Source organism: Streptomyces sp. NPDC050422 (genome assembly GCF_044458665.1).
Lineage (GTDB): Bacteria > Actinomycetota > Actinomycetes > Streptomycetales > Streptomycetaceae > Streptomyces.
In genome coordinates this window covers 78,053-101,230 of the sequence record NZ_JBITIE010000012.1, presented here as the reverse complement: position 1 = coordinate 101,230, position 23,178 = coordinate 78,053, and the positions used below count along the sequence as shown (strand labels likewise).

18 protein-coding genes and 1 tRNA gene are annotated in these 23,178 nt (G+C 71.8%); 3 read left to right on the top strand and 16 right to left on the bottom strand.

The features are described 5' to 3' along the window. Nucleotides 1–67: 67 nt before the first annotated feature. Nucleotides 68–1,690 (bottom strand): hypothetical protein, encoded by a 1,623-nt coding sequence (locus tag ACIBJG_RS20280; protein ID WP_399309018.1) that lies wholly within the window; start codon nucleotides 1,688–1,690, stop codon nucleotides 68–70. Nucleotides 1,691–1,981: 291 nt separating this feature from the next. Between ACIBJG_RS20280 and ACIBJG_RS20275 the strand changes: the two genes are divergently transcribed. Further along, complete coding sequence (locus ACIBJG_RS20275) at nucleotides 1,982–2,533, top strand: hypothetical protein (RefSeq protein ID WP_399309016.1); 552 nt, start codon at nucleotides 1,982–1,984, stop codon at nucleotides 2,531–2,533. An 81-nt stretch (nucleotides 2,534–2,614) separates the two neighbouring features. On the opposite strand, the gene ACIBJG_RS20270 is transcribed toward ACIBJG_RS20275, so the two are convergent. From ACIBJG_RS20270 to ACIBJG_RS20255, 4 genes are all read right to left on the bottom strand, one after another. Further along, nucleotides 2,615–4,396 (bottom strand): DEAD/DEAH box helicase, encoded by a 1,782-nt coding sequence (locus ACIBJG_RS20270; RefSeq protein WP_399309014.1) that lies wholly within the window; start codon nucleotides 4,394–4,396, stop codon nucleotides 2,615–2,617. Nucleotides 4,397–4,561: 165 nt separating this feature from the next. Continuing rightward, on the bottom strand, nucleotides 4,562–4,930 hold the full coding sequence (locus ACIBJG_RS20265) for a type II toxin-antitoxin system death-on-curing family toxin (protein ID WP_399309012.1): 369 nt from the start codon (nucleotides 4,928–4,930) through the stop codon (nucleotides 4,562–4,564). Beyond that, nucleotides 4,930–5,127, bottom strand: a complete 198-nt coding sequence (locus ACIBJG_RS20260) for an Arc family DNA-binding protein (RefSeq protein ID WP_352126812.1) — start codon at nucleotides 5,125–5,127, stop codon at nucleotides 4,930–4,932. The genes ACIBJG_RS20265 and ACIBJG_RS20260 overlap by 1 nt, the downstream gene beginning before the upstream one ends. A 32-nt stretch (nucleotides 5,128–5,159) precedes the next feature. Continuing rightward, nucleotides 5,160–6,641 carry an MFS transporter gene (locus ACIBJG_RS20255; RefSeq protein ID WP_399309010.1) on the bottom strand — a complete coding sequence of 494 codons (1,482 nt, stop codon included), beginning with the start codon at nucleotides 6,639–6,641 and terminating at the stop codon, nucleotides 5,160–5,162. Nucleotides 6,642–6,851: 210 nt separating this feature from the next. On the opposite strand from ACIBJG_RS20255, the gene ACIBJG_RS20250 reads away from it, so the two are divergent. Then, a tRNA-Cys gene (locus ACIBJG_RS20250) sits at nucleotides 6,852–6,926 on the top strand. Nucleotides 6,927–6,980: 54 nt separating this feature from the next. On the opposite strand, the gene ACIBJG_RS20245 is transcribed toward ACIBJG_RS20250, so the two are convergent. The 10 genes from ACIBJG_RS20245 to ACIBJG_RS20200 all read right to left on the bottom strand — a co-directional run bounded on the left by ACIBJG_RS20245 (nucleotide 6,981) and on the right by ACIBJG_RS20200 (nucleotide 20,703). Further along, complete coding sequence (locus ACIBJG_RS20245; RefSeq protein ID WP_399309008.1) at nucleotides 6,981–8,420, bottom strand: amino acid permease; 1,440 nt, start codon at nucleotides 8,418–8,420, stop codon at nucleotides 6,981–6,983. Between the two features lie 125 nt (nucleotides 8,421–8,545). Further along, nucleotides 8,546–9,379, bottom strand: coding sequence for a M55 family metallopeptidase (locus tag ACIBJG_RS20240; RefSeq protein WP_399309006.1), 834 nt, complete (start codon nucleotides 9,377–9,379; stop codon nucleotides 8,546–8,548). Beyond that, nucleotides 9,376–10,755 (bottom strand): diaminopimelate decarboxylase, encoded by a 1,380-nt coding sequence (locus tag ACIBJG_RS20235; protein WP_399309004.1) that lies wholly within the window; start codon nucleotides 10,753–10,755, stop codon nucleotides 9,376–9,378. The genes ACIBJG_RS20240 and ACIBJG_RS20235 overlap by 4 nt, the downstream gene beginning before the upstream one ends. Before the next feature lie 194 nt (nucleotides 10,756–10,949). Beyond that, nucleotides 10,950–12,596 carry a PucR family transcriptional regulator gene (locus ACIBJG_RS20230; protein ID WP_399309002.1) on the bottom strand — a complete coding sequence of 549 codons (1,647 nt, stop codon included), beginning with the start codon at nucleotides 12,594–12,596 and terminating at the stop codon, nucleotides 10,950–10,952. A gap of 66 nt (nucleotides 12,597–12,662) precedes the next feature. Next, nucleotides 12,663–15,008 (bottom strand): xanthine dehydrogenase family protein molybdopterin-binding subunit, encoded by a 2,346-nt coding sequence (locus ACIBJG_RS20225; RefSeq protein WP_399309000.1) that lies wholly within the window; start codon nucleotides 15,006–15,008, stop codon nucleotides 12,663–12,665. Continuing rightward, nucleotides 15,005–16,612, bottom strand: a complete 1,608-nt coding sequence (locus ACIBJG_RS20220) for a 2Fe-2S iron-sulfur cluster-binding protein (RefSeq protein WP_399308998.1) — start codon at nucleotides 16,610–16,612, stop codon at nucleotides 15,005–15,007. Before ACIBJG_RS20220 ends, ACIBJG_RS20225 begins: the two co-directional genes overlap by 4 nt. Further along, nucleotides 16,609–17,505 carry an FAD binding domain-containing protein gene (locus ACIBJG_RS20215; protein WP_399308996.1) on the bottom strand — a complete coding sequence of 299 codons (897 nt, stop codon included), beginning with the start codon at nucleotides 17,503–17,505 and terminating at the stop codon, nucleotides 16,609–16,611. The genes ACIBJG_RS20220 and ACIBJG_RS20215 overlap by 4 nt, the downstream gene beginning before the upstream one ends. A gap of 322 nt (nucleotides 17,506–17,827) precedes the next feature. Further along, nucleotides 17,828–19,456, bottom strand: a complete 1,629-nt coding sequence (locus ACIBJG_RS20210; RefSeq protein WP_399308994.1) for a beta-N-acetylhexosaminidase — start codon at nucleotides 19,454–19,456, stop codon at nucleotides 17,828–17,830. Between the two features lie 363 nt (nucleotides 19,457–19,819). Further along, entirely contained in the window at nucleotides 19,820–20,113 is a 294-nt protein-coding gene (locus ACIBJG_RS20205) for a DUF3039 domain-containing protein (protein WP_148018922.1), read from the bottom strand. A 29-nt stretch (nucleotides 20,114–20,142) separates the two neighbouring features. Then, nucleotides 20,143–20,703, bottom strand: coding sequence for a YqgE/AlgH family protein (locus ACIBJG_RS20200; RefSeq protein WP_399308992.1), 561 nt, complete (start codon nucleotides 20,701–20,703; stop codon nucleotides 20,143–20,145). A gap of 439 nt (nucleotides 20,704–21,142) precedes the next feature. Here ACIBJG_RS20200 and murA point away from each other — a divergent pair, with 439 nt between their 5' ends. Further along, nucleotides 21,143–22,483, top strand: a complete 1,341-nt coding sequence (gene murA, locus ACIBJG_RS20195) for a UDP-N-acetylglucosamine 1-carboxyvinyltransferase (protein ID WP_148018924.1) — start codon at nucleotides 21,143–21,145, stop codon at nucleotides 22,481–22,483. 140 nt (nucleotides 22,484–22,623) lie between these two features. On the opposite strand, the gene ACIBJG_RS20190 is transcribed toward murA, so the two are convergent. Beyond that, nucleotides 22,624–22,905 (bottom strand): HU family DNA-binding protein, encoded by a 282-nt coding sequence (locus tag ACIBJG_RS20190; protein WP_003968811.1) that lies wholly within the window; start codon nucleotides 22,903–22,905, stop codon nucleotides 22,624–22,626. Nucleotides 22,906–23,178: the final 273 nt, after the last annotated feature.

Here is a 23,178-nt window from a genome sequence, read left to right as displayed (position 1 = left end):
ACGACGCCCGCCTGCTCCATTGCCGTACGGAACAGACGGGCGTCCTCGGTGCTTTCCTCGCGACCCTTTACAGCAGGGTCAGTGTGAGGGTGGCGCTGTAATCTCCGGGCCGGGTGAATTCGGGAACCGTGAGGGCGAGCCCCGCCTCGGCGTCGAACTTCCCGCCGGTGAACGGACGTGATCCGTCCGGATTCATCCGGCAGAGGCTCGCCGCCTCGCTCCCGAGCACGGTGGGCGATCCGGCGACCGGCGCCCCCACACTCCCGTCCTGTGCCGTGCAGGCCGGCGCCCAACGCACCGCTCCGGCCGGGATGGTGTTCCCGTCGGCGCTCGTGAAGCCGGTGAGGGTGGCGGTCAGGGACCAGCCGCTGTTGACGCCGCGGGCGTCCTGCACCTCCACCCGGTTGAGGTGGGCCCGCTGCACACCGCTGTCCGCGCCCAGGACCGTCTCACCGAAGTCGACGGTGTCACCGTCCTGGGTCATGGACAGCGTCCCCGCCCTGACCTGGGTGCTCAACTGCTGCTCGGCCGTGCTGCCGCCCCCGCCGCCACCGGTGGTGACGGTGAACGGGGCGGTGCGTACGGTCGCCGGGTCGTTGCCCTCGTCGGCCTGGACGGCGGCGACGGCGTCGGAGATGACGGTGAACTCGACGGCGAAGGTGCCGTCCGCGCCGCTCTTCACGTAGACCGCGCTGTCGTCGAGCGTGGTGCCCGAGGCGTCGAGGCCGATGATGTTGATCCAGCGGTCCGGGTTGTAGTTCCGGCCGCTGACGGTGATCACGCTACCGACCGGGCCACTGTCCGCCGACAGCTCTATCTCGCGGTTGCCGGCCGCGACAGCTTCGACGGTGAGGGGGGCGGTGGCCTCCTTCGTACCGTCGTTGACCTTCACCTCGTAGCTGCCGTCGGGCACCGCTCCGGCCTCACCGAGGGTCGCGGTGCCGCTGAGCGTGCCGTAGGAGTCGATGCTCAGGGTGTGGGCGGTGAACTTCAGCGGATCGCAGCCGCCTCCGCCGACCGCGCACAGCGAGGGTACGGGGGCGGCGTCCGGGGTCCAGTCCGAACCGCCCAGCTTGACCGCGGTGTTGGGGCGTACCGGGTCGGCGGGCGCGGTCAGGGTGGCGGGCTCCGCCGCGGAGCCCTCCGCGGTGACCGTGCCGATGGAGCCGCCGCCGTCGACGACGTCGCAGGGTGTCTCGAAGACCGATCCGAACACCTTCGTCTGCGTCAGCGTGCGGATCGGAGCGAACGAGATCTCGCCCGAGGCGTCCGCCGGGAGCAGGAAGTCACCCTCGAACGGGGGGAACTCCATGGGCGTGTCGACCGGGACGTTCATGATGAACTCGGCGCCCCGCACGGTGGTGGTGCCAGTGGCCCCGCCGGACATCGCGAGGTCGAGGCTGATGGTGGTCGGCACGTCCTCCAGGGCGATCTTGCTGGTGGCCGGGGACGGGCCCAGCGTCACCTTCGCGTGCACCTTGCCGCCCGGTTCGACGACGGCCGGCGACAGGTCGACGGTCATCTCCTGCGGCCCGGTGGCCTCGCCCTGGCCGGCGGGCAGGACGCAGTGCACGGTCGGGGTGATCGTGCCGGCCGCGGCCACCGGTTCGACGGTGGGCGGGGACGGTGCGGCCGTCGCCCCGACGCAGCCCAGTGACAGTACGAAGCAGGCCGCGAGCAGACCGGTCACACCGGGTCTTCGTCGTCGGATCACCTGACACCCTTTCATGGACCATTGATTGCGCACATTGAGGAGGTCACGTGCAGAGAAGTCAAGAGAGAGCCTGTTGATTCTTTCGGAAATGCCCCAAAGGGATTTTGGAAGACGTTCCTCACATACCTGTTGACTTCTTCGAAGATCACCGTTTCACTGCTGCCGACATGCCGGGCCCGGCACGCAGATCCGCACGTATAGCGAATGCACCGAGTGCAGCGAGACGGCGGATCTACGGAATTCAAACCGGAAGGAGTTCCACCCGTCATGTCGATCTCTTCCACCCGCACGCCCGCCCGAAGACGCCTGCCGCTGGTCCTGGCGGCGGCGTGTTCGGCCGGTGCCCTGCTCGCCCTGTCGTCCCCGACGGCCTCCGCGGTGGCCCCGCTCTCCGCGACGGCCACCTTCGACTGCGGCTCGTGGGGCAGCGGTCTCGCCACCCTGACCGCCGCCGACAACGGCACGACCAAGTCCATCAAGCTCACGTCCTCGGCCATCACGATTCCGGTCGGCTCGAGTGCCGACCCGAACAGCATCACGACGACGCTCAAGGTCTCCAAGACCTCGGGCGGAGTCACCAGTCAGGCCCAGTTCTCCGCCAAGGCCAACCCCGGCATGAGCTATCCGAACCCGATCACCCTCGGGCCGCTGAAGCTCAGCTCCGGCACCCTGGCAGCCGGCGACAGCACCAATTCCGTGGTGCTGCCGGCTCCCGCGACCGCCACCAACTGGTCACTGCGGATCGTGACCTCGTCCCCGACGTCCGCCACCGTGTACTGCGTGGCGACGTCCGTCCAGTCCGCGCCGTTCGTCTGGTAGCGGCCCGCGCATGACGCCGGCCCGGCGCAGGGAACCGCTGTTCCCCGCCCCGGGCCGGTGCGTCGGTGTGCCACCGCGGACTCACGTCATGCGGGTGGCCCACTCCTGGACCTTCTTGATCCGCTGCTCGATCTGACCGGCCGTGGCCTCCGCGCTCGGCGGTCCGCCGCAGACCCGGCGCAGCTCGGTGTGAATGACCCCGTGCGGCTTGCCGCTCTGGTGCGTGTAGGCGGACACCATGGTGTTCAGCTGCTTGCGCAGCCCCAGCAGCTGCTTGTGCGTGACCACCGGCCGGTCCTCGGCCGGCTTCTCCAGCAGGTCGGCCTCCGAGGCCGGCTTCTGCCGACTGTGCGCGATCTGCCGGGTCTGCCGCTTCTGGAGCAGCAGCTGCACCTGGTCGGGTTCGAGCAGCCCCGGGATGCCGAGGTAGTCCTGCTCCTCCTCGCTGCCCGGGTGCGCCTGCATGCCGAACTCGGCACCGTCGTACAGCACCCGGTCGAAGACCGCGTCGGACTCCAGCGCCTCGAAGGGCAGCTGCTCCTCGGTCTCCTCGTCCTCGAGCTTCTCGGCGTCGGCGAGGAGCTTGTCCTCCTCGGAGAACGGGTTCTCCTCGTCGCTGCCCTTCTTGGGCTTGTCGAGGACGTGGTCCCGTTCGACCTCCATCTCGTTGGCGAAGTCGAGGAGCATCGGGATGGTGGGTACGAAGACGGAGGCGGTCTCGCCGCGCCTGCGGGAGCGCACGAAGCGGCCGACGGCCTGGGCGAAGAAGAGCGGCGTCGAGATGGTGGTGGCGTACACGCCGACGGCCAGGCGCGGCACGTCGACGCCCTCCGACACCATGCGGACCGCGACCATCCAGCGCGATCCGTCCTCGGTGAACGTGTCGATCTTCTTCGACGCGGCCTTCTCGTCGGAGAGGACGACGGTCACCTTCTCGCCGGAGACCTTCTTCAGGATCTTGGCGTACTCGCGCGCCGACTCCTGGTCGGTGGCGATGACGAGCCCGCCCGCGTCCGGGATGCCCTTGCGGACCTCGGTGAGCCGCTTGTCGGCGGCGCTGAGGACGTTGGGGATCCAGTCGCCGGTGGGCGACAGCGCGGTGCGCCAGGCCTGCCCGATGGCGTCCCTGGTCATCGGCTCGCCGAGCCGGGCGGCGATCTCGTCACCGGCCTTGGTGCGCCAGCGCATGTTGCCGCTGTAGCTGAGGAAGATGACCGGGCGGACGACGCCGTCGGCGAGCGCGTTGCCGTAGCCGTAGGTGTAGTCGGCCGAGGACCGGCGGATGCCGTCGTTGCCCTCCTCGTACGCGACGAAGGGGATCGGGTTGGTGTCCGAGCGGAACGGCGTGCCGGTGAGGGCGAGCCGGCGGGTCGCCGGGTCGAACGCCTCCTGGCAGGCCTCGCCCCAGGACTTCGAGTCACCGGCGTGGTGGATCTCGTCGAGGATCACCAGCGTCTTGCGCTGCTCACACCGGTTTCGGTGCAGCATCGGGCGGACCCCGACGCCCGCGTACGTGACCGCGACCCCGTGGTACTCCTTGCTCACGGGGCCCGCGCTGTACTCGGGGTCGAGCTTGATCCCTATCCGGGCGGCCGCCTCCGCCCACTGCTTCTTCAGGTGCTCGGTCGGGGCGACGACGGTGATCTGCTGCACGACGTGATGGTGGAGCAGCCATGAGGCGAGGGTCAGCGCGAAGGTGGTCTTCCCGGCGCCGGGGGTCGCGACGGCGAGGAAGTCGCGCGGCTGCTCCTGGATGTACCTCTCGAGGGCGCCCTGCTGCCAGGCTCGCAGCTTGCCGGCCGTACCCCAGGGGGCGCGGCCGGGAAAGGCGGGTGAGAGGTTGTGGGAGGCGGTAGTAGTCACGGTCTCCGGTTCGGGTCTCTCGGGTACGTGTGGTGCTGTCCGCACGGACCGGGACGGGCCCGTACGCGATACGACAACCGGGCCACCTTACCGGGGGGCGGGGCGGAACCCCGTACGAACCAGCCGTGGTTCCGCGCCGCTGAGACCCGCTTCACAGGGGAACGTCTACTTGGCGAACCTGGGCAGCTGTTCCGCGATCTTGGGCATGTCCAGTGCTCCCTGACAGACGTCAAGGACGAACTGCTCAGCCTCGTCCACATCAAAGCGTCCGTCCAGCGGATGCCCGTTCATGTGCAGAAAAACCCAGGTCGCATACCAGGCGATGCGCTTGTTGCCGTCGACAAGCGCGTGGTTGCGTGCCAGCGACTCCATCAGCGCGGCAGCCTTCTGCCAGACGTCCGGATAGGCGTCCTGACCGAATACGCTCGACTGCGGACGGGCCAGCGCCGAGTCGAGCAGGCCGTAGTCACGCACCTCGGCCGCACCGAGACGCTCGGCCAGGTTGAGCAGCTCGGGCATGGTCAGGTACTGCATCAGGCGAGCCTCCGGTTGAGCTCCTCACTCGCCTTCAGTACATGCTCCGCCGCCTCGTTGAAGAGGCGTGAGTGCTCATTTATGGCGGTGATCACCGCATCGTGGGCGAAGGACTGCATGCTGCGCCCCTCCGCCTCGGCACGCGTCCGCAAGGCGTCCAGCTCTTCTTCGGTGAACCGCAGATTCAAACCAGCCATGAGCCGATGGTACTACTCGGTACTACGCGGTACTACGCGTTCATCCGCACCCGCGTAGCCACCCAAGCCCCCACCAGAGCCACCCCCGCCATCGGCAGGAACACCACCGCGAACGCCCCCGGGTGCGAGCCGGACGCCCCCGCCTCCACCGCCTCGTGCACCGCTCCCACCGTTCCCCCGCCGAGCGCCGCGAACGCCGCGCCGCCCGCGGCCAGCAGCAGGACGTTCGAGAGGCCGTCGGAGATCTGCAGGGCCGCCGAGTTCGCCCCCGCCTCCTCGGGCGCGGACAGCTTCAGCAGCAGCACGCTGGTCGAGGCGATCACCATGCCCATGCCGAAGCAGCCGACGGTCCAGGCCACCGCCAGGGTCCAGACGGGCACCGACTGGATCAGTACGGCGGGCGCGGCCGCTATGGCCGCGGCGACCAGCACCATGCCGCCCACCATCAGCCGCTCGCGGTGCGCTTCCGCGCGCGGCCGGGACTGTACGTACGAGCCCAGCGCCCACGTACCGCCGCCGGCGGCGAGCGAGAGTCCGGCCATCGTCGGGGACAGCCCCCGCTGGGTGACCAGCATCAGCGGGACGAACGACTCGGCCGCGATGAACGACCCGGCCGCCACCCCGCGCAGCAGCACCACCGCGGGCAGCCCGCGCGCCGCGCGGCCGGTGCCCGGGGGCAGCAGACCGCGGACCGCGGGGACGAGCAGGGCCACACCGGCGGCGGCCGGCAGCAGGGAGAACCAGTTCCGCTCCTGCCCGGCGTACTGGAGCAGACCGGCGCCCAGCGAGATGCCCAGCGCGAGCGCGATGCGCCGGCGGTCGTACGGCTCGACGGGCGCCGCCGGGTCCGCGGGACCGGAGGCCATCCGCCGGATCGCGGGCAGCGCGAGCACCAGCGGGAAGACGACGAGGACCGGAATGCCGACGAAGACCCAGCGCCAGCCCAGGTGCTCGGTCACGCTTCCGGAGGCCAGCGGCCCCACGACGGACGGGATCACCCAGCTCGCGGCGAACGCGGCCAGGATCGCCGGCCGCAGGTGCTCCGGGTAGGCCCGGCTGATCACCACGTACAGCGCGACGATCACCAGCCCGCCGCCGAGCCCCTGCACCGCCCGGCCCGCGATGAACATCCACATGGTGCCCGCGGTCCCGGACAGCAGCAGCCCCGCCCCGAAGGCGCTGATCCCCGCGGCGAGCGGCGCGAGCGGCCCGCGCCGGTCGGCCCACTGGCCGGACAGCACCATGGCGAAGAGGCTGGTGGTGAAGTACGCCGAGAACGCGAACGCGTACAGCGGGATGCCGTGCAGCTCACGGGCGGCGACCGGCATCGCGGTCCCCACGGCGGTCGCCTCGAAGGCGATCAGGAACACCACGGAGACGATGCCGATGCTGAGCGCCCGGTAGGTCCGTCCCAGGACGCCTTCGGGCGCCGTGGCGACCGCTGCCCCCGGTATGTCGTCGGTGTCTTCGGGGCGGGGCGAGACATCGGCGTCACGCGGTTCCAGGGCGGTCATGAGCCCAAGGGTAAGGGGCGAAATCCGGCATCGGACCTGTCGTGGGCCGCCAGGGTTCTCGTCCGTTGGTCGTAGGACCGGAGCGTAGGACCGGAGCGCATGGGACAGCGGCGATCGTGAACGGCACATGGCAGTCGCGTTGCACGGCGGCCCGCACCCTTGTACGCCCGGCCACCCCCGGCCTACCTTCGGGATGTCGCACCGACGCACGACCGTGTGCCCGAGAGGCTCAGGGGCTCGACTGCAACTCGAGTTACACCGGTTCGAATCCGGTCACGGTCTCCACATCGGACCGCCCGCCCCTCACGCAGAGGGGCGGGCGGTCCGTCGTGCGGCGGGTCAGTGGGTGGACACCGCGTCCGGCGCAGGCTCGCCCGCGTCGGCGTCCCGGTCTGGCACCGGGCTCCTGCCGCGCGCCTTGCGCACCGCGTACGCCACGAGCACGACAGCCAGGCTGCCGAGGCTGGTCAGCAACTGGGTGCGCTGGTCGGCGATGACGGCCATGGCCACCAGCACCGCCGCGAAGCCGGCCATCACCACCCAGGTGAGGTACGGGAAGAGCCACATCCGCAGGGTCAGCCGCTCGGGCGCCTCACGCTCCAGCCGGCGCCGCATGCGCAGCTGGGACACGCCGATCATGAGGTACATGAAGATGGCGATCGCACCCGAGGAGTTCACCAGGTAGGTGAAGACCGTGTCCGGGGACAGGTAGGCCAGGAGCACCGAGATCCAGCCGACCACGGTGCCGGCGAGGATCGCGCGGACCGGGACCTGGCGCTTGTTCGTCGCCACCAGCCAGGTGGGGGCGTCGCCGTGGGTGGCGAGCGCCCGCATCATCCGCGAGGAGACGTAGACCGAGGAGTTGAGCACGCTCAGCACGGCCGTGAGGATCACGATGTCCATCACGACGCCCGCGCCCGGCAGCCCGATGATCTTCCAGGCCGCGACGTACGGACTGGCCAGGACCTGGGCGCTGTCCCACGGCACGATGGCGACCACCAGGACGATGGAGCCGACGTAGAAGAGGATGATCCGCCAGATGATCCCGGTGGTGGCACGGGCCACCGAGCGCTCGGGCTCCTTGCTCTCGGCGGCGGCGATGGTGACGATCTCGGCTCCGCCGAACGCGAAGATGACCACGACGATCGCGGAGAAGATCGCGGTGAAACCGTTCGGCGTGAAGCCGCCGTGCGCGGTCAGGTTGGAGAAGTCGAAGGACGAGTCCGGCCAGAGGCCGAAGACGTAGAGGCCGCCGACGATCAGGAAGGCCACGATGGCGGCGACCTTGACGGAGGAGAACCAGAACTCGAACTCGCCGAACGACTTCACGGAGAGCAGATTGGTCGCGGTCATCACGACCATCAGGCCCATGGCCAGGACCCAGAGCGGCAGGTCGATCCACGCGTGGAGGATCGCGGCGCCCGCGACGGCCTCCACAGCCACGATGATGACGTAGTAGTACCAGTACAGCCAGCCGATGGTGAAGCCCGCCCACGGCCCGATGGCGGTGCGGGCGTAGTCGGCGAAGGAGCCCGCGGACGGCTTCGCCACGACCATCTCGCCGAGCATCCGCATGGTGCACAGCACGAGTGCGCCGGCCAGGCAGTAGGACACGATCGCGGCGGGCCCCGCGGTCTTGATCACCGAGCCGCTGCCGACGAACAGTCCGGCGCCGATCGCGCCTCCGATCGCGATCATCGACATATGGCGGTTGCGCAGGGAACGGCTGAGTTCTGGTTGTGGGCTCTGCGGTTCTCTCTGCGGTACGGACGAAGTCATGGCAGCTCCAGTCATGGGCAACGGCATACAAGGGGGCGGGGAAAACCCCTCGGGGCGGGTGCGGGCGCGCCGTCGAGAAGCGGCGGTCGGGCGGCGTGGATCCTGGCCGCCCGAACGCGGTGGTCTCAGGTCCAGTCACCCTCGCGACCGCCGCCGATCACCCAGCTGAGCGCCCGGAAGCGGCGCAGCGCCGTCACGGCGTCAGGGGTCTTCATGCGGATGGTCCGGGGCCCGGACAGTTCGACTCCGGACAACGCGCTCGCGCGGTCCGCGAGGTGCGGGCTGTCCACGTCGACCTCCACCACGTGCGGCGAGGGCCGCAGGGTGGGGCGGGGTGGGGGTGCCGAGAGCGCCGCCGCGGCCTCACGGCGGATGTCGGCCGTCGTGACGGCCGGGGTGCGGCAGACGGCCGCGTACCGGGAGATCGCCCTCTTCACGGTGACGGTCCGGCAGCCGGGGGCGTACGCGGCCGCTTCGCGGCAGGTCACGTCGTCACCGGTGACGAGGACGACCGGGACGCCGGCCTCGGCGGCGACCAGGGCGTTGAACCCGCCCTCGCCGACGGGTTCGCCGTCGATGCGGACGCCGAGGATGCTGTGCGAGAGGTAGGTGTGGGCGAGGACGCCCTGTTCGCCGGCGCCGGTGTGGTAGCCGACGAACGCCACCGCGTCGGGGCCGTCCTCCAACCCCTCCATCATGCCGAGGGGCTTGTGCCGGCCGACGATCAGGACGGCGCGCGGGTCGAGTTCCTCGATGAGGACGTTGTCCATGCCGCAGTGCGCGTCGTTGACGACGATCTCGTCCGCGCCCGCGTCGGCGAACCCGGCGACGGCGGCGTTGACGTCCTGCGTGAGCAAGCGTCGGAAGCGTTCGTAGCGCGGTGTCCCCGCGGTGACGTCCGCCGGGGAGACCGTGCCCGTCGCCCCTTCCATGTCGGCGGATATGAGGACACGCTTCACCCCGCCACCTCCTTCTTCGTTCCTTGCTCCGGACCGTCCGCGCACAGCGCCACGAGGGCGTTCGCGTGGGAGAGGCCGCTCTCCTCGACGACTTCGCGCACGCTCTGGGCCTCGCGGACCAGGGCGAGGCGGACCTGCCCGGCCGAATCCGTGCGATAGCCGTATACAGCGGGTCTGGGGAGGGAATTGTATGAGAAGTGCGAGGAGAAGTAGTACGCCCCGGTGTCGTACAGCGCCACCACGTCTCCGGGCTCGATCGCCGGGAGTTCGCGGGCGGTCGCTGTCAGGTCGCCGGCGAAGCAGCACGGTCCCGCGATGTCCACGACCTGGAGCGGGCCCTCCTTCGGGTGGCCCGCGGCGTCGAACACGCCGACGCGCAGGGGCCAGGCGTCCGGCATGAACACGGTGCGGGTGGCCACCTGGGCTCCGGCGTGGGTGACCGCGATGTGCCGGCCGCCGGAGGACTTGGTGTACTCGACGACCGAGCCGATGGTGCCGCTCTTCGCGAGCAGCGAGCGGCCGAACTCGGTGACAAGGGTGTACCGGCCGTCGAAGAGGTCCGGGGCGGCGCTGCGCAGTTCGGCGACGTAGTCGGCGTAGGTGGGGCGGTCGTCCTCGTCGGCGAAGTTGACGGGCAGGCCGCCGCCGATGTCCAGGCCGGTGATCCGTGCGTGCCCGAGCCGGTCGTTGATCCGCTCCGCGAGGTCGTACGCGGCACTGATGCCCTGCGCGATCAGCGGCAGCGGGCACCCCTGGGAGCCGACGTGCGCGTGCAGGCGGTTGAGCCAGGGGCGCCGGGTGAAGGCGTCGATGACCGCGTCCACGGCTCCGGGGTCGCGCAGTGCGACGCCGAACTTGGACGTCGCCGTCGCGGTGCTCATCGCGCCGATGGCGCCGGCACCGACCTGCGGGTTCACCCGCAGCCCGATGGGGCCGGACGGCTCGCGGCCGGCCAGCAGACGGTCGACGCGCTCCAGTTCCTGGAAGTTGTCCAGGTTGATCGCGATGCCGTGCTCCAGCGCGAACTCCAGCTCCTCGACCGTCTTCGCCGGGCTGTCGAAGACCAGCCGGTCGGGGCTGAAGCCGGCGGCAAGGGCCTGTTCCAGCTCGCCGGGCGAGGCGACCTCGCAGCCCATGCCGGCCTCGGCGAGCAGCCGCAGCACCGGCACCAGTCCGCACGCCTTGGCCGCGAACGTGTGGTGCACGGTGGCCGGTCCCTCGAACGCCTCGTTCAGCGCGTCCACCGCGGCCAGCACCCCGTCCACGTCGAGGAGGCCGACCAGGGGCGAACCCGGACCGAGCAGCCCGTCCTCGACGGCACGGGCGAGCGCCGCCTCGCGTGCGCGCTTGCGCTGGGGGGCCGGACCGGAAGTCACCTGAAGCACACTCCTCTGTGATGGCGTGATGGGCCGCTCGGGGACCGCGCTCGTCGGACCGCGGGCCGTTGTGCCCAGCTTCGGTGCGCGGAGCCCGGCATGTCTTCGTCAGCCACGACCAGGCCTGGTCCGTTCATTTGTCCGGTCCGACAGGTAAACGATCATGTGAGGTTGGTTGCCGTACCGGGTACGCGTCACCGGGTACGGCTGCCGAGGCGCAGCCCGATGTCCGCCAGGAGCCGTACGGCCGGGTCGGTGAGGTCCACACCGAACAGCTCACGGGCCCGGCGCAGCCGGTACCGCAGGGTGTTGGCGTGCACGTTGAGGTGCCGCGCCGCCTCCGCCGTGTCACCGAAGGCGTCGAGGTGCGCGGCGACCGATTCGCCGTACCGTGACCCGTGTGCCCGGTCGTGCTCCAGCATGGCGTGCACCGGACCCGACAGCTCCTCCCACAGCGGCTCGACCCGGTCCAGCAGCCGCAGCACCGCCGCCTCGGCCGCCACCTCCGCGTACGACGCCACCGCCGACCCGGCCCCGGCCGCCGGCAGGCGTGCCGCCCGCTCCCTCAGCACCCGTACCACCAGCTCCGCGGCGTCACGGGAGGCGGGCAGCTCCGACAGGTCCGCCACCACGGGGCCCGTGCCGGCGAAGACCGCGCCGCGCGGCACCGCGCGGGCCGTCGCCAGCAGCGTGCGCGCGGGATCCGTCTCGCCGTCCGCGGCCGGCACCAGGACGTAGAGCCGCGGCCCCGACCGTGCGGTCACGCACCCGGGGCGGTAGGCGGCGGCCTGCAGCGCGAGTACGTCGAGCACCCGTTGCCCGACGTCGCCCGGCGCGGGCTCCCGGCCGTCGTACACCTCCGCCACCATCACGGCGTACGGCCTGCCCCGTACGATCCCGACGTCGTGCGCCGCCTGCGCGCTGCCCGCCAGGAGCGCGTGCACCGCGCCCTCGCGCGACCGGGCCGCGGCCCGGCCCCACGTCCGGTGGTGCGACAGGTGCGGGACCGCGGCGCGGCCCGCCGTCCGCAGCGCCGCCACCGCGTCCTCGGCCATCGGCCGCCCGTCCGTGGCGGCCCAGATCGAGCCGAGCACCTCGGAACCGTGCCGCACCGCGACGGCGAGCCGCTCGGCGTACCGGTCGTCGGCGGGGAGCCGCACCACGTCATCGGTGTTCCACAGGGTCTGGAAGAAGCCGCTCTCGCGCAGTTCGACGACCCGCCAGCGGGGCACCTCCTGGCCGAGGATCGTGAGCCTGCGCATCGGATCGGGCTCGTGGTCCATGCGCGAGTACGCCAGCACCCGCGACTGCGGGTCCTCGATCGTGATCGCGCCGCCGACGAGGTCGGCCACGGTGTTGGCCAGGCCCGACAGATCTCCCAGCCGCAGCCCGTCCACCCCTGCGGCGCCCTCGGACCGGTCGGCGACGCTGTGCACCAGCGCCGTCCGCAACTGCCCGAGCACCTCGGTCCAGCCCTGCCCGGGCCGCCGGGTCAGCAACGCCGTGCGCCCTCGCTCCGCCGCCTCCAGCAGCACCGTCCGGGGCCCGCGGGCGCCGCGCCGCATGACCACGGCTGCCGCCCCGGCGCGGTCGGCGGCGCGCAGCACGTCGACCGCCTCGGGCGAGGCGACCTCCACGCCGACGGCGAGCAGGACCAGCCCGGTGGCCGCCCACGCCTCCTCGTCCCGCTCCTCGCCCGTGTCGTGCAGCACCACGTCGGAGACGGGTACGCCGGTACCGCACGGCGCCACGACGACGTCGAGGGTCCCGGCGGCGATCAGCGCGAGGAGCTGCGCCAGCGTGGTGCCGTGGTCGGGGCGGTCCGTTGCGGAGGAGTGCATCCACCCATGGTCGCCCCATGCCCCGGCGGCCCGGCCATGTCCCCGGTCACTGTGCCGGGGACGGAGTCAGGACTTGGGGACGGCCACGGCCGCCTGCGGCCGGATCGGGAGACGGTTGACGGGGCGGCCGGTGGCCGAGCGGACCGCCGCGGCCACCGCGGCCGGCGAGGTCACGACCGGGATCGCGGAGGCGGGTTTGGCGCCGAAGGGGGCCACCACGTCGCGTTCCTCGACCAGTCTGACGATGTGGATCTCCGGGGCGTCCAGCGCCGTCGGCAGGGCGTAGCCCGTCAGGTCGGGGTGCCGGATCACTCCGCGTGCGCTGCGGAGGTTCTCCGTCAGCGCGGCCCCGATGCCCTGGGTAATGCCCGCCTCGATACGGGTCGCCAGCTGGGACGGGTTGAGGACCCGGCCGACGTCCTGGGCGATCGCCATCTCCACGACCCGGATCGAGCCGAGTTCGATGTCGACGTCCACCACGGCGCGGATCGCGCAGAACGCGAGGCCGACGAAGGCATCACCCTGGCCGGACTCGTCGAGCGGTTCGGTGGGGTGCGGGCGGCACTGGGCGGTGGCCCAGAGCTCCTTGCCGTCCATGGCCTCCATGACGGTCGTGGAGAGCACTCCGTCGTACGAGGTGATCTTGCCGTCGGCGATCTGGAGCAGCTCGGTGGACATGCCGAACTGGTGGGCCAGCGGCTGGAGCAGCTGGGTGCGGACCATCTTCGCCGCGCGTTCTACGGCTCCGGCGGAGACCCAGGTGTGGCGGCCGTGCGTCGTCGGGCCCGCCGGGGGCTGGTCGGTGTCGACGGAGGCGACGTGCACCTCTTCGATGCCGAGCGTCTCCTGCACGACCTGCCGGGCCAGCGTGGTGAAGCCCTGCCCCGCCTCGACCGCGGCGCAGATGACGGTGGCGACCCCGTCGTGGACCCGGACGGTGGCCGTGGAGACCTCGTCGGCACCCTCGGCGCCGAGCATGTGGACCATGCCCAGCGCGTACCCGACCCCGCGCCGCACGGCTCCGGGTTCGCCCGCGCCCTCGGGGCCGCCGGGCAGCAGCCAGTCGTCCTCCGGGGAGTCCTTGGGCAGCGAGGGGAGCGGGAAGTCCCGTACGGAGCGCAGGAGTTCGGCGACCGGGGCGGGGCAGGTCACCGTCTGTCCGGTGGGCAGGATGTCGCCGGTGGACAGCACATTGCGCATCCGCAGTTCGGCCGGTTCGATGCCGAGCTTGGCTGCCAGTTTGTCCATCTGGCCCTCGTACGCGGCACACACCTGCATCGCGCCCTCGCCCCGGACATGGCCGGACGGCGGGTTGTTCGTACGGACGGCCCAGCCCTCGATGAAGGCGTGCGGGACGACGTACGGACCGCAGGCGAAGGCGACCGCGGCGGCGAGGGACTCCGACGAGGCGTCCGCGTAGGCGCCCGCGTCCAGGAGGATCTGTGCCTCGACCTTGACCAGACGGCCCTCGGCGTCCGCGTGGTGGCGGTAGCGGAGCAGCGTTGGGTGGCGGTGCGCGTGCCCGAGGAAGGACTCCTCTCGGGTGGCGGCCAGTTTGACCGGGCAGCCCGTGCGCAGGGCGAGCAGGCCGAGGGGGAGCTGGAAGCCGGGGTCCTCGCGGTCGCCGGTGGCGCCGGGCACCCCGGTGACGACGACCTTCACGCGGTCCGGTTCGAGGCCGAAGCAGGCGGCGGCGAGGTCCCGGTCGGTGTGCGGGTCGGTGGACGCGGTGTAGAGCTCCACGCCGCCGTCGGGGCGGGGCACGGCGAGTCCGGCCTCGGCGCCGATGGGCGCCGGGTCCTGACGGCCGATGCGGTAGAGGCCCTCGACGACGACCTCGCCGGTGACCTCCGGGTCGCCGTAGCGCAGCGGGATGTGGCGGATCAGGTTGCCGTCGGGGTGCAGCGGCTCGGCGGCGAAGGCCTTCTCCGGGTCGGTGACCGGTTCCAGCACCTCGTACTCGACGGCGATCGCGGCGGCGGCCAGCCGGGCGGTGTCCGGGTGGTCGGCGGCGACCGCGGCGATCGGCTCGCCGTGGTGGCGGACCAGGTCGGACGCGAAGACGGGGCGGTCGACGACGCGGCGTCCGTAGGAGCCTTCGCCGGGGACGTCCTCGTGGGTGACGACCGCGCGGACACCGGCCATCTCGGCGGCGGCCGAGGTGTCGATGGACAGGATGCGGGCGTGCGGGTGCGGTGAGCGGAGCACGGCGGCCCAGAGCAGTCCCTCGGCCCACAGGTCCGCGGCGTACGGGAAGGTGCCCTCGGTCTTGGCGCGGGCGTCGGCGGGCGGCAGGGAGGCGCCGAGGCCGAGCAGCGGCTGCTCGGTGTCGGGGCCGCTCGGGCCGTCCGGTGACGGGATGCTGATCGCCGTGTGGGTCGCGCCGGCGGCGGTGGCCGCGTCGTTGCTCACGCCATGCCTCCGTCCTGCAGGTGGGCCTGCACACTACCCGCGCCCGGTGGGGCCTGGTGCGGGATGCGGGCCTCGTCCGGCTCCGCGGATTCCTGCGCGGGTGCCGATGCCGCCTCCAAGGCGGCCTCCCGGCCCGCGATGACCTCGTTCACGGCGTCGAGCACGCCGCGGTAGCCGGAGCAGCGGCAGAGGTTGCCGCAGAGCGCCTGGCGGGTCTCCAGCTCACTGGGGGCGTGGTTGCCCTCCAGCAGGTCGTGGACGGTCATGGCCATGCCGGGGATGCAGAAGCCGCACTGGACGGCGCCGCAGTTCGCCAGGGCCCGCTGCACGTCGGACGGCTCGCCGTCGACGGCCAGACCTTCGACCGTACGGACCTCGCTGCCCGCCGTCGTGGCCGCGGGGACCAGGCAGGAGGCGACGAGCCGGCCGTCCACCTGGACGTTGCAGGCACCGCACTCGCCCTGCGAGCAGCCGTCCTTGGCACCGGCGAGACCGAGGCGCTCGCGCAGCACGTAGAGCAGTGACTCACCGATCCACGCGTCGGTGACCGGCCGGTCGGCTCCGTTCACGTGCAGCACGTAGGAGGCGGCGGGGTGCTCGCTGGGCAGGTCGAGCGCGGGGGCGGGCGGGGCGTCCACGGACGCGTCGTCCGGGGACGCGTCGTCCGCGACCGCTCCGTCCGCCGCGTCTTCCGGGGCCGCCGGGTCGGGCTGTTCCGGGTCGGGCTGCTCCGGGTCGGGCTGCTGCGCGTCCTCGGGGCCGGTGTCGGGCGCGTCCGCGGAATCGGCCCCGGCCGCGATGCCGTCGGCGACCGGCTCCTGGCCCGGCCCGTCCGCCGGGTCGTCGGCCCGCGTTTCGGCGCCGGGCTCCGGCAGCGGGCCCAGGTCCGTTCCCAGGGCCGGGGTGTCCCCGGCACCGGACTGCGGCTCCTGCGTCGCCCACGGCGCGGGCGCACCGCCCGGCAGCGTGGCCGGCGGGGTGCGGTCCGCGTACCAGCCGGCGGCCAGCGCGGAGGCGGAGAACTCGCCGGACTCCTCCGGGAGCTCGCCGTCGGCGACCGGGATCGTCCACTGTCCGGTGTGACCCGCGGCGGCCTCGGCGGGACCGCCAGACTCGGCGAAGTCCCACTGCCCGGTGGCGGCCGAGGCCCCGGGGTACTGGTCCGGGTACTCCCGGTCCGGATACTCCCGGTCCGGATACTCCCGGTCCGGATACTCCCGGTCCGGATACTCCTGGTCCGGGTACTCCTGGGATGCCTGCGGGCCGGGCTGCGAGTATCCGTACGGCGTCTGCTGCTGGTTCGGGTCCGGCCAGTGCACCGCGGCGGGGGCGGGCTCCGCACCGGGGTCCTGCGGCTCGGGCCGGCCGTGCTGGTCCGGCGTCTGGACGATCCAGCTGCCGGTGGCCGCCGGGTCGAGACCGGCGGCGGGGGTCAGCGGAAGAATCATCGGCGGCACGTACCCCTGGCCGGGTGCGGCCAGCGGCACGTTCGCCAGGTCCTCGGGCGGCAGGTGGACGAAGGCGGTCGCCTCGGCGTCGTACTCGCCGCCCTGCGGGGTCGGCTCCCAGCGTCCGCGCCGGTCGGTGCGGTCCTCGTTGCTCACGACAGTGCCCTCCCCAGCGCGCGTCGGGCCAGCGCGGCGACGGTGCGCCGCAGGTGCAGTACGGCGGGAGGCAGCGGTGGCGCCTCTCCCCCGTCGGCGGGTGGTGCCTGGTCCGGGATGCAGGCCGCGGCGACGTACTCGCCGAAGGCGGCCAGCGCGTCGGGGGCGAGGCCCCGTTCGCCGTCCCAGTCGATCAGTGAGGCGATCCAGCGCTCGGCCTCCAGCGGCCGCAGCGGCATCGGCGCGATGGCGCCGACCGCGCAGCGCACCCCGCGCCTGGCCGGGTCGAGCACGATCGCGACGGAGGCGGTGGCCCGGCCGGGGCCGGTGCGTCCGGTCGCCTTGAGGAAGACCTGCGGGGCGTGCAGCAGCGGAACCCGCACGAAACCGATCAGCTCGGCGGGCTCCAGCATCTCGCGGCCCGCCAGCAGGTGCGAGACCGGGATCTCGCGGCGCGCGCCACCGGGGCCCGCGATGACGAGCTCGGCCTCCAGGGCGGCGAGCACCGGCAGGGCGTCGCCGGTCGGTGCGGCGGTGGCGATGTTGCCGCCGAGCGTCCCGGCGTTACGGATCTGGGGCGGGCCGGCCGCGCGCGCGGACGCGGCGAGCGCGGGGATGAGGGCGGCGAAGTCGGGCCGCCCCATGCGTGCGTGGGTGAGACCGGCGCCCAGCAGGGCGTGGCCGTCCTGGTAGTGCCAGCCGCGGAGCTCGCTGATCCGGCCGAGGCCGACCAGTCCGGAGGGGCGCAGGAGCCCCTTGTTGACGGCCGCCATCAGGTCCGTGCCGCCTGCCACGGGGACGGCGGCGGGCATGGCGCCGAGTGCCGCCACGGCCTCGTCCAGCGAGGCAGGCAGCGTGACGGACTGCGTCGCCTGCGGTGCGTGCGTGGTCAACCCAGCTGCCCCTTCCCGGTGTCCCGGCTGTCCCGCCTGTTTCGCCGTACGGTACGTGCTCAAAGCCTGGACGTGGCAACTCTGGCACATCTTCGGACCGGCCCGACGCGAGGGTCCACGAAGGGTGTATCCGTCCCCGACCAGGGGAATGATCCCGTTTCGCACCTCTTCGGCACAGGGCGCGAATTGCCACTGTTCAACGCGCTTGTACGACTTGTCCGTTCCGGCGGGTGACGGCTCCCACGGGCGGTACTCGCGCGCGAACGGCACCGCCACCACGGTCCCAGGGACCGTGGTGGCGGCAACCGGAGCGCGTCCGGACTCACACGTTCGGGGGTGTTCCCTCGATCGGACGTCCGAGGACCCCGGGACGCCGCTGCCACGGCAACGGCCCGCCCGGCGGCCGGTAGTCGACGCCGAGCGCGTCAAGTCGCGCGTAGTGCGTGGCCATTCGGCGCTCGAAGTCCGCGAAGTCCCGGTCCGCGGGGGCCGGCAGGGCCGACCAGGCGACCTCGGCGAAGGCCGCGAGACGGGGGAAGACCTGGTAGTCGACCCGGGCCCGGTTCTGCATGACCTCGGTCCAGACGTTGGCCTGGGTGCCGAGGACATGACGCGCCGCCTCCTCGGAGAGAGCCGGCGGCACGGGTTCGAAGCGGTAGACGTCCTCCAGGGTGCGGACGTATCCGATGGGCATCGGCTCGTCGGGGCCGCCGTGCTGACGGTGGTCCAGATACACCTGCTGCTCCGGACACATCACGACGTCGTGCCCGGCCTCGGCCGCCGCGATGCCGCCCGCGTACCCGCGCCACGACGAGACGGCCGCGCCCTCGGCCAGCCCGCCCTCCAGGATCTCGTCCCAGCCGATGAGCCGGCGGCCGCGCGCGGTGAGCCAGGTGTCGAAGTGACGGATGAACCAGGACTGCAGCTCGTCCTCACCGGCGAGACCGAGTTCCTCGATGCGGGCCTGGACGGCCGGCGACTGCTTCCACTGGTCCTTGGGGCACTCGTCGCCGCCGACGTGGATGAACGGCGAGGTGTCCGCGGGGAAAAGCTCCAGCAGTTCCTCGAAGACGCCCTCGAAGAAGCGCAGGGTGTGGTCGGAGGGGGCGAGCACGTTCGGGGTGACACCCCAGTTGTCCCACACGGACAGCGCGGCGGTGTCGACGACGTCGGTGTTGCCCAGCTCCGGGTAGGCGCTGATGGCGGCCTGCGAGTGACCCGGGATGTCGATCTCGGGAACGACCCTGATGTGCCGCTCGGCGGCGTACGCCACGATCTCGCGGATGTCGTCCTGCGTGTAGTAACCACCGTACGGGGTCTCGTCCCAGAGCTCGGAGGCCCGGTGTCCGTACTTGGTACGCGAACGCCACGCACCCACCTCGGTCAGGCGCGGGTAGCGCTTGATCTCGACGCGCCAGCCCTGGTCGTCGGTGAGGTGGAAGTGGAAGACGTTCAGCTTGTGGGCGGCGAGGAGGTCGAGGTAGCGCAGGACGTCGTCCTTCGGCAGGAAGTGCCGTGACACGTCGAGCATCAGACCGCGCCAGCCGAAGCGCGGGCGGTCCTCGATGTCCGTGAACCCGAGAGCGGTCTCGGTGCGCCCGTCGACGGGCGCCCGGCGGAAGGCCTCGGGCCCCAGCAGCTGACGCAGCGTCTGCGCACCCCAGAAGACCCCGGCGGGGCTGCCGCCCGTGATCACGACGCTCTCGTCGGGCTGGGTGGTCAGCCGGTAGCCCTCGGACGCCAACGACGGGTCGACGCGCAGCCGGATGGCGCGCGCGGCCCCCTCGGCACCCGGTGCGAGCGGCAGCCCGAAGGCGGCTCCGAGCGTGGCACGCAGCCAGCGCTCGGTGCTCTCGGTTCCGGGCGCCGCCGCGATGGCGGTGGACGGGTCCAGGAGGAACCCGCACCGCCCTCGGTCACCGATACTCACGGGCGCCGGGATCAGTTCCATGCGCACATGCCCCTTTCGTTTGGTTCTGCACACCACGCAGGAGGATAGGTCCTGTCTGGAGTTCCGGCGCGGGAGAAGGAGCGGCGTCCGGTGCCGTCGGATCCAAGGCGGAGGAGGGAGTCGACGCGGAGCGTCGGCGACTGACGACAACGCGGAGGCGGCGGCACCGGACGCCGTGACGCCGCGGGGGAACTCCAGACAGGACCTGGGTCCATACCAAGAAGCCGACAAGTGGTCTCCACCACTCCGTGACCCACGGACGCAGCCCGTGCAACGCGCCGGTCCCGCACGCGGGAGAGCCCCCGGGGCACGCGACTGCGTGCCCCGGGGGCTCTCCCGGGCTGTTCCTCCGTACGGGCGGGACTACTTCTTGTCCTTGCCGCCCTTGCCCTTGTCCTTGTCGCCGCCGGCGCCCATGGACTCGTAGATCTCCTTGCACATGGGGCAGACCGGGTACTTCTTGGGGTCGCGCCCCGGTACCCAGACCTTGCCGCACAGTGCGACCACGGGGGTGCCCTCCAGGGCACTCGCCATGATCTTGTCCTTCTGAACGTAATGGGCGTAGCGCTCGTGGTCGCCGTCGCCGTTCGACACCTGGGGTGTCGGCTCCACGAGGGTTCCGGTGCCTGACCCGCGCTCGGGCTCAAGAGTGCTCATAACCGCCAAGCGTACTGAAAGCCCGGGCATCAGTTCAGCGAAGGGTCGTCCGGATACGTGGCGATCATGGCCAGTTCGCTGCGCTGGCGGCGCAGGACCGCCCGCCAGAGACTTTCCGGGCGGGGCGAGGAGACGTCGCCGGGTTCCGACTCCACGACGTACCACGCACCCTCGGACAGCTCCGCCTCGAGCTGGCCGGGGCCCCAGCCGGCGTAACCGGCGAAGATCCGCAGCGAGCCGAGGGCCGCGGCGAGCAACTCCGGGGGCGTCTCCAGGTCCACCAGGCCGATCGCCCCGTACACCCGGCGCCAGCCCAGGGGGCCCTCGTCGCCGGGGATCACCGCCACGCCGAGCGCGGAGTCGAGGGAGACCGGGCCGCCCTGGAAGACGACGTCGGGCTCGCCCGTCAGGCCGGCCCAGGACATCAGGATGTCACCGACGCCGACCGGGGTCGGGCGGTTGAGGACCACGCCGAGGGAGCCCTCCTCGTCGTGGTCGAGGAGCAGCACCACCGCGCGGTCGAAATTCGGGTCGGCGAGGGCGGGTGTGGCCACGAGCAGTCGCCCTGTGAGCGAGGACACCTCCGTCATGGCAGAAATGATCCCGCATCTTCGGCTTTCGCGGGGGCCAAGGGCTCGTCCGGCGGGCCAGGGTCGAACAGGGCGTGGCGTCCGGTGCGGTGCATCGCAAGGCGCAGAAATGCCCGCATAGCATAGCCATTCGGGCTTTTCGGCAACGCCGCGAGGTGCCGTGCCGGACGTCACGCCCCGACCCGGCCCGCCTGACGCGCCCCAAGTGACCCGGTCGTCGCCCTGGGTGCCCGAGCGCAGCTCAGGGCGCACGGGTGCACAAGGAGCGCACGGCCGGGCCGCCCATCCGGACGGTAACCCTCCGCAAGATCCGGGCAGCACAGCGTGTTGTGGCGGATTCATGACGTTCGTACTCCCCCCGTTCCCTTACGGAAGGGGGGTGCCGGGCCATTACCCTTTCGGTTGGCCCCCTGCCCGACCACTCCGGAACGCGAGATTCATGACCGGCACAGACGATGTCCTGCTTGTCCACGGCGGAACCCCGCTGGAGGGCGAGATCCGCGTCCGAGGCGCCAAGAACCTGGTGCCGAAGGCAATGGTCGCCGCGCTGCTCGGCAGCGGGCCCAGCCGGCTGCGCAACGTGCCCGACATCCGCGATGTGCGGGTCGTGCGCGGGCTGCTGCAGCTGCACGGCGTGACGGTCCGTCCGGGTGACGAACCGGGTGAGCTGATCCTCGACCCCACCCATGTCGAGAGCGCGAACGTCGCCGACATCGATGCCCACGCGGGCTCGTCGCGCATCCCGATCCTCTTCTGCGGCCCGCTGCTGCACCGGCTGGGCCACGCGTTCATCCCGGGGCTCGGCGGCTGCGACATCGGCGGCCGGCCGATCGACTTCCACTTCGACGTGCTGCGGCAGTTCGGCGCGACGATCGAGAAGCGGGCGGACGGCCAGTACCTGGAGGCCCCGCAGCGGCTGCGCGGCACCAAGATCCGGCTGCCGTACCCGTCGGTCGGCTCCACCGAGCAGGTGCTGCTGACCGCGGTGCTCGCCGAGGGTGTCACCGAGCTGTCCAACGCGGCCGTGGAGCCGGAGATCGAGGACCTCATCTGCGTACTGCAGAAGATGGGCGCGATCATCTCCATGGACACCGACCGGACCATCCGGATCACCGGTGTCGACCGGCTCGACGGGTACACCCACCGGGCCCTCCCGGACCGCCTGGAGGCCGCCTCCTGGGCGTCCGCCGCGCTGGCGACCGAGGGCAACATCTACGTGCGCGGCGCCCAGCAGCGCTCGATGATGACGTTCCTGAACACCTTCCGCCGGGTCGGCGGTGCCTTCGAGATCGACGACGAGGGCATCCGCTTCTGGCACCCGGGCGGCGCGCTGAACGCGATCGCGCTGGAGACGGACGTGCACCCCGGCTTCCAGACGGACTGGCAGCAGCCGCTGGTCGTGGCGCTGACGCAGGCCGCCGGTCTGTCGATCGTCCACGAGACGGTGTACGAGTCTCGGCTCGGCTTCACCTCGGCGCTCAACCAGATGGGCGCGCACATCCAGCTCTACCGCGAGTGCCTGGGCGGCAGCGACTGCCGCTTCGGCCAGCGCAACTTCCTGCACTCCGCGGTCGTCTCCGGGCCGACGAAGCTGCAGGGCGCGGATCTGGTCATCCCGGACCTGCGCGGCGGTTTCTCGTACCTGATCGCCGCCCTGGCGGCCCAGGGGACGTCCCGGGTGCACGGGATCGACCTGATCAACCGCGGCTACGAGAACTTCATGGACAAGCTGGAGAAGCTCGGCGCGAAGGTGGAGCTGCCGGGCGGCTCACTGGTCTGAGGAGGGGTTCCCGGGGGCCCGCGCCCCCGGGAACGCCCCTCCAGGGGCTCAGAACGGCGTCAGAAGGGCGTTCTGCGGCCCGCACGCCGAAGGGCGGCCACCCTGGTCGGGGTGACCGCCCTTCGTCGTGCTCAGGGGTGTTACTTACCCTTGGCGGCTTCCTTGAGCTTCGAGCCCGCGGAGACCTTCACGCTGTAGCCGGCCGGGATGTTGATCGGGTCGCCGGTCTGCGGGTTACGAGCGGTGCGAGCGGCACGGTGAGTGCGCTCGAAGGTCAGGAAACCGGGGATGGTGACCTTCTCGTCGCCCTTGGCGACGATCTCACCGACGGTCTCGGCGAGCGCGGCCAGCACGGCGTCGGCGTCCTTGCGAGTCACCTCGGCACGGTCGGCCAGGGCGGCCACCAGCTCACTGCGGTTCATGTTGTTACTCCCGTGTTCTTCTTGCCTGTGAGGCGTGAGATCGAAGCCGATGCTGCCAGGGCCCTCGGACAGTCCCCGGACCCGGGTCCGAATTTTTGAGACCTTCGCGCCCCGTGGGGTCTCCCCCGGACGAAGTCCTTGGGAAAGCATCCTGCCCCCACCTGCGGCGGGAAAGCCAATCCGGCACCCTCCGGAGTCACACGAAAAGCACCACTGCCTCGTCGTGGTGACGTTCCGTCGACTCCCCAAAAGCGGTCCGCACCTGATGCGGGG

Excerpts from the sequence above, each read along its gene's own strand:
- ACIBJG_RS20245 (WP_399309008.1), bottom strand. The coding sequence starts at position 8,420 with ATGACTTCGTCCGTACCGCAGAGAGAACCGCAGAGCCCACAACCAGAA.
- ACIBJG_RS20190 (WP_003968811.1), bottom strand. The coding sequence starts at position 22,905 with ATGAACCGCAGTGAGCTGGTGGCCGCCCTGGCCGACCGTGCCGAGGTG.
- ACIBJG_RS20200 (WP_399308992.1), bottom strand. The coding sequence starts at position 20,703 with ATGACGGAGGTGTCCTCGCTCACAGGGCGACTGCTCGTGGCCACACCC.
- ACIBJG_RS20210 (WP_399308994.1), bottom strand. The coding sequence starts at position 19,456 with ATGGAACTGATCCCGGCGCCCGTGAGTATCGGTGACCGAGGGCGGTGC.
- ACIBJG_RS20265 (WP_399309012.1), bottom strand. The coding sequence starts at position 4,930 with ATGCAGTACCTGACCATGCCCGAGCTGCTCAACCTGGCCGAGCGTCTC.
- ACIBJG_RS20275 (WP_399309016.1), top strand. The coding sequence starts at position 1,982 with ATGTCGATCTCTTCCACCCGCACGCCCGCCCGAAGACGCCTGCCGCTG.
- ACIBJG_RS20230 (WP_399309002.1), bottom strand. The coding sequence starts at position 12,596 with ATGCACTCCTCCGCAACGGACCGCCCCGACCACGGCACCACGCTGGCG.
- ACIBJG_RS20255 (WP_399309010.1), bottom strand. The coding sequence starts at position 6,641 with ATGACCGCCCTGGAACCGCGTGACGCCGATGTCTCGCCCCGCCCCGAA.
- ACIBJG_RS20205 (WP_148018922.1), bottom strand. The coding sequence starts at position 20,113 with ATGAGCACTCTTGAGCCCGAGCGCGGGTCAGGCACCGGAACCCTCGTG.
- murA (WP_148018924.1), top strand. The coding sequence starts at position 21,143 with ATGACCGGCACAGACGATGTCCTGCTTGTCCACGGCGGAACCCCGCTG.
- ACIBJG_RS20260 (WP_352126812.1), bottom strand. The coding sequence starts at position 5,127 with ATGGCTGGTTTGAATCTGCGGTTCACCGAAGAAGAGCTGGACGCCTTG.